This is a genomic window from Schlesneria sp. (genome assembly GCF_036405755.1).
GTDB lineage: Bacteria > Planctomycetota > Planctomycetia > Planctomycetales > Planctomycetaceae > Schlesneria > Schlesneria sphaerica.
The window spans coordinates 1-4,552 of the sequence record NZ_DASWWZ010000515.1; the positions used below are offsets into that span (position 1 = coordinate 1).

The following is a 4,552-nucleotide window of genomic DNA, read 5'->3' on the forward strand; positions in this document are numbered from 1 at the left end:
AGCACCAGTGTACTTCCGAGCTGGCCGTCGAGTTCTCCCAGAACTTGATCGATCCCGTCGGGATCGGTGTTATCGATGAAAAACGGAAGAATCTCGTCAAGCGGTGAGCCCAGAGCCTGAGCCACGAATTGAGGGCCTAGCGCCGAGCCACCGATTCCGATCACCAGCAGGAACTGGAACCGGCCTTCCGCCCCCTGGACGACCCCTTCATGAATCTCTTTCGCAAACTCGATAATGCGACCCTGGGTCTGGCGGATGTCTGCCGCAATTTCGGCTGATGGGGCGAGTTCCGGAGCCCGCAGCCAGTAATGACCCACCATCCGGTTCTCATCGGCGTTGGCAATGGCCCCCCGTTCCAGTCCTTCCATGGCACCGATCGCCGCCTCGACTCGCGGAAGTAACGATGCCAGGTCTGCCTCATTAAACCGAACACGACTGATATCGAGCGAAAATCCGAGCTGCCGGTCAGAAACCAGATACTGGCAATAGCGAAACCATGTCGAGTTAGCAGACATCGGATGCAACTCCTTGTTAGTTTTTCCTGTTCGTTCCAACGAGCGGTAGAATACTGCACTTACCACCGCATTCAACTAAGTCCGCAACTTCAGTGTCGAGTTCTCTTTCGATCGTCAGCGAAGATGTGGCAGCAGCTCACCCGGACGATTCACGGATTGCCACGACATCGCCACTGACACGAAGGAATTTCACCGCGGGCGTACACCAGACTCACCGCTCTTGCAACTCACATTCCCAGTCACGACAAAACCGGTCGAATTGTCTTCAGCATCGGCCCAATTCTCTCAGCAGATTCAATTTTCACGATTGAGCCGTATCTCTGCTCGGCACGCTTGATGCGGCTAGAAATTACTCCACTGTTCGTATGTGCGGATTTTGGAATTTCACAGGTGGCGGACACCAATTGGGGCGGATTTTGGTCCACTTCTTCGTCGGGATGAGCTTTAGATTGGGTCGCTAGCTCGGTACGCTGATGCAGCGAACGGCTCATCTACGAGTTGATGGAATTCTACAGACGGAAATGTGATCGATGAACGTTGACGGCAGTCCAATCACGATGTCGGGTACAGATCATGAATCACATCCCTGCGAGCGCGGGAACTGCGAGGAACGGCCTCGACGATACGAACTGACGCTGCTCCGAGCTCTCGCCACACAGTTTCCCAACATCGATTCCGCCCTGGCGGAAATTGCTCGCCTTTCGGCCGTTCTGACCCTTCCCAAAGGGACAGTCCATGTGATCAGTGACATCCATGGTGAACATAAAAAGCTGCGGCACGTCATCAATAACGCATCGGGAACACTTCGCCCTCTCGTTGAACGACTCTTCAAGGACCGGATGGATCCCAAGGAGTTCACCGAATTTCTGACACTCATTTTCTATCCCGCTGAAGTCACGGCTCAGTTGGAAAAGAATCTGACCGACCCGGACGCGCTGAGATGCTTTGCCCGGAAGACACTACGTCACCAGTTTGAACTGGTCCGCGTACTGGCATCCAATTACAGCCTCAAGCGCGCCACGCAGGTCTTCCCTCAGGAGTACGCGAACCTGTTCGCCGAAATGCTGCATGAACCGAGTAACGGACGGGGACAGGAGTTCGTCGATGCTGTGGTGGACGAAATGCACCGCCGCGGACGAGCGCTTCATCTCATTCACATTACAGGTCGGCTGATCCGCAACCTGGCCATTTATGAGCTGATCATCGCGGGGGACTGCTGGGACCGGGGACCGCGGGGGGACCGAGTTGTCGATTACCTGCGAGACCAGCCGAATGTGTCGTTCATCTGGGGGAACCATGACGTTGCATGGCTCGGCGCGGGCCTGGGGCATGAAGCACTGATCGCCCACGTACTGCGGGTCTCACTGCGGTACCGTCGGCTCGGTCAGCTCGACGAAGGCTACAGTATTCCCCTCACACCGCTGGAACACCTGGCGCGAACCGTCTATGGCGATGACCCTGCTGCCCATTTCATGCCCAAATCGAGCGGAATGCGTTCGGATCTGATCGTCGCACGGATGCAGAAAGCGGCTGCGATCATGCAGTTCAAGCTGGAGGGCCAGATGTTCGCCCGCAATCCCGAATGGGAACTCGACCATCGTCGCCTGCTGCACCACATCAACCAGGCCGAGGGGACAGTGACCGTCGATGGGGTGAAATATGCCCTTCGCGACAACTTGTTTCCCACACTTGATCCCGAACACCCTTACGAATTGACGCCGCAGGAAGAACTCTGCATGGCGAGGCTGAAGTACAGTTTTGTGAACAGCCAGACCCTGAACGAGCAACTTCGGTATCTCGTCAGCCATGGGGCCATGTACCTGCGGCGCGACGAGCATCTGATTTTCCATGGCTGCGTCCCCTGTACCTCCGAAGGCGAATTTCTGCCGATGCCGGTCGACGGCAAATTGTTGAGTGGTCGAGCATTGTTCGACTCACTGGAAAGAGTCATCGCATGGGCCATGGAGCAGCGACAGCAGCGTCACCTGGACGTGCTGTGGTACCTGTGGAGCGGACCTCGCTCTCCTCTGTTCGGAAAAGACCGTATCGCGACGTTCGAACGGGACTTCATCGCCGACAAGACGCCCCACCATGAAACCAAAGATCCCTACTTCAACCTCGTCGACGAGCCCTGGTTCTGCGAAAAGGTGCTGACGGAATTCGGGGTGAATTGCAAACAGGGATTGATCGTCAACGGGCACGTGCCGGTCAAAATTGATGCCGCCGAATCACCACTGAAGAAAAGTGGCAAGGCGATTACAATCGATGGAGCGTTCTCCGAAGCCTACGGAGATCATGGCTACACACTGGTACTCGGACCGGAAAAGACGCTTCTTGCCAAACACCACCATTTTGAATCGGTCGAATCAGCGGTTCGCGACGGAATTGACATCGTTCCCAGTGTTTCAGTGATCCGCGAATGGGATCCTCCCCGCCGCATGTCTGACACCGAGCGCGGCGAACAGTTTCGTTGTGATATCGAGATGCTTGAGCGTTTGATCGAACTCTATCGAAACAATGAGCTGGCACAGGATGAATGGCGTCCCAAGTTGCGTTCCTGACGGCGCCGGAATTGATGGGATTGTGAGGAGTATGTTTGTGAAAGTGATCTGGTCAACCGTTTGTATCGCCGCCTGGGTTCTGGCGATCCCGTTTGCCGAAGCCGCGGACCCCGTGCTCATTGCCGATTTCGAAGGTGCCGACTACGGCAATTGGAAAGTGACCGGAACCGCGTTCGGGGCCGGTCCGGCGCAGGGGGCGCTGGCTGGCCAGATGTTCGTCGACGGCTTCTCAGGAAAAGGGCTCGTCAATTCGTTCACCGGTGGAGACAACGCGACGGGGGAACTGGTTTCTCCTCCATTTAAGATTGAACGGAATTTCGTCACGTTCCTGATTGGTGGCGGTGGCTGGGAAGACGAAACCTGTATCAACCTGCAGGTTGACGGAAAGGTCGTCAGGACCGCCACCGGCCCCAATACACAGGGGGGCGGAACGGAACGCCTGGAGCCGGCAGCCTGGGACGTTCGCCCCTTTCTGGGGAAAGAGGCCGTCATCGCCATCATCGACCGACGCCAGGGGGGATGGGGACATATTAACGTGGATCAGATCGTGCTGACGGACGACCGCGGTACCGCTCCGTTGTTCAAGCCACCCGTTCCGCTCGTGCAGAACGTCACCCGTGAACTTGTCGCCGAACATCAGTGGCTGCATTTCCCCGTCAAAACTGGAGCTCGATCACGCGTCGTCACTGTCAGTGTGGACGGAAAAGAGGTCCGTCGCTTCGATATTGAACTGGCTGATGCCGAACCACAGTGGTGGGCTCCGCTCGATATTAGTCCCTGGGCCGGTCGAAAGCTGACCATCACAGCCAATTTCCTGCCAGAAAATTCCAAGGGACTGGAGACTGCTAAACAGTCAGACACGCTGCTTGACGGAGAGACTCTCTATGCCGAACCGCTCCGTTCGCAGCTCCATTTTTCACCCCGTCGTGGCTGGATGAACGACCCGAACGGGCTGGTCTATTTCAACGGCGAGTACCACCTCTTCTTCCAGCACAATCCGTACGGCTGGAATTGGGGAAATATGCACTGGGGCCACGCGACCAGTCGCGACCTGGTCCATTGGAAGGAACATGGCGAAGCCCTCTACCCGGATGACATGGGTCCGATGTTCAGCGGCAGCGCCGTCATCGACTGGAAGAATACCAGCGGCTTCGGCAAAGAGGGAAAACCACCGCTGGTCCTGATCTACACCGCCGCCGGTTCTCCGACAGTGCAGTGCATCGCGTATAGCCTGGACGGGCGAAAGTTCACGAAGTACGAAGGAAACCCGGTCGTCAAAGAATTCACGCCGGGCAATCGCGATCCGAAAGTCTTCTGGCATGAGCCGACGGGCCGCTGGGTCATGGTCCTTTACGTGGAACTGCCGGGTAAGCTGCATACCGTTCACATCCTGACTTCCACCAACCTCAAGGAATGGTCGCTGGAAAGCGTTGTGAAGGGGGGAACCGAAGGGGATACGTTCCTGTATGAGTGTCC

2 protein-coding genes and 1 pseudogene are annotated in these 4,552 nt (G+C 56.6%); 2 read left to right on the plus strand and 1 reads right to left on the minus strand.

What is annotated here, in order from left to right:
• Nucleotides 1-515, minus strand: a pseudogene (gene pgi, locus VGE80_RS17460) (glucose-6-phosphate isomerase); the annotation flags it as partial.
• 530 nt (nucleotides 516-1,045) lie between these two features.
• On the opposite strand from pgi, the gene VGE80_RS17465 reads away from it, so the two are divergent.
• Nucleotides 1,046-3,076, plus strand: a complete 2,031-nt coding sequence (locus VGE80_RS17465) for a fructose-bisphosphatase class III (protein WP_440593556.1) — start codon at nucleotides 1,046-1,048, stop codon at nucleotides 3,074-3,076.
• A 37-nt stretch (nucleotides 3,077-3,113) separates the two neighbouring features.
• Nucleotides 3,114-4,552, plus strand: a 1,439-nt coding sequence (locus VGE80_RS17470) for a glycoside hydrolase family 32 protein (RefSeq protein ID WP_440593557.1), incomplete at its 3' end; no start/stop codon positions are given.

Excerpts from the sequence above, each read along its gene's own strand:
- VGE80_RS17465 (WP_440593556.1), top strand. The coding sequence starts at position 1,046 with ATGAACGTTGACGGCAGTCCAATCACGATGTCGGGTACAGATCATGAA.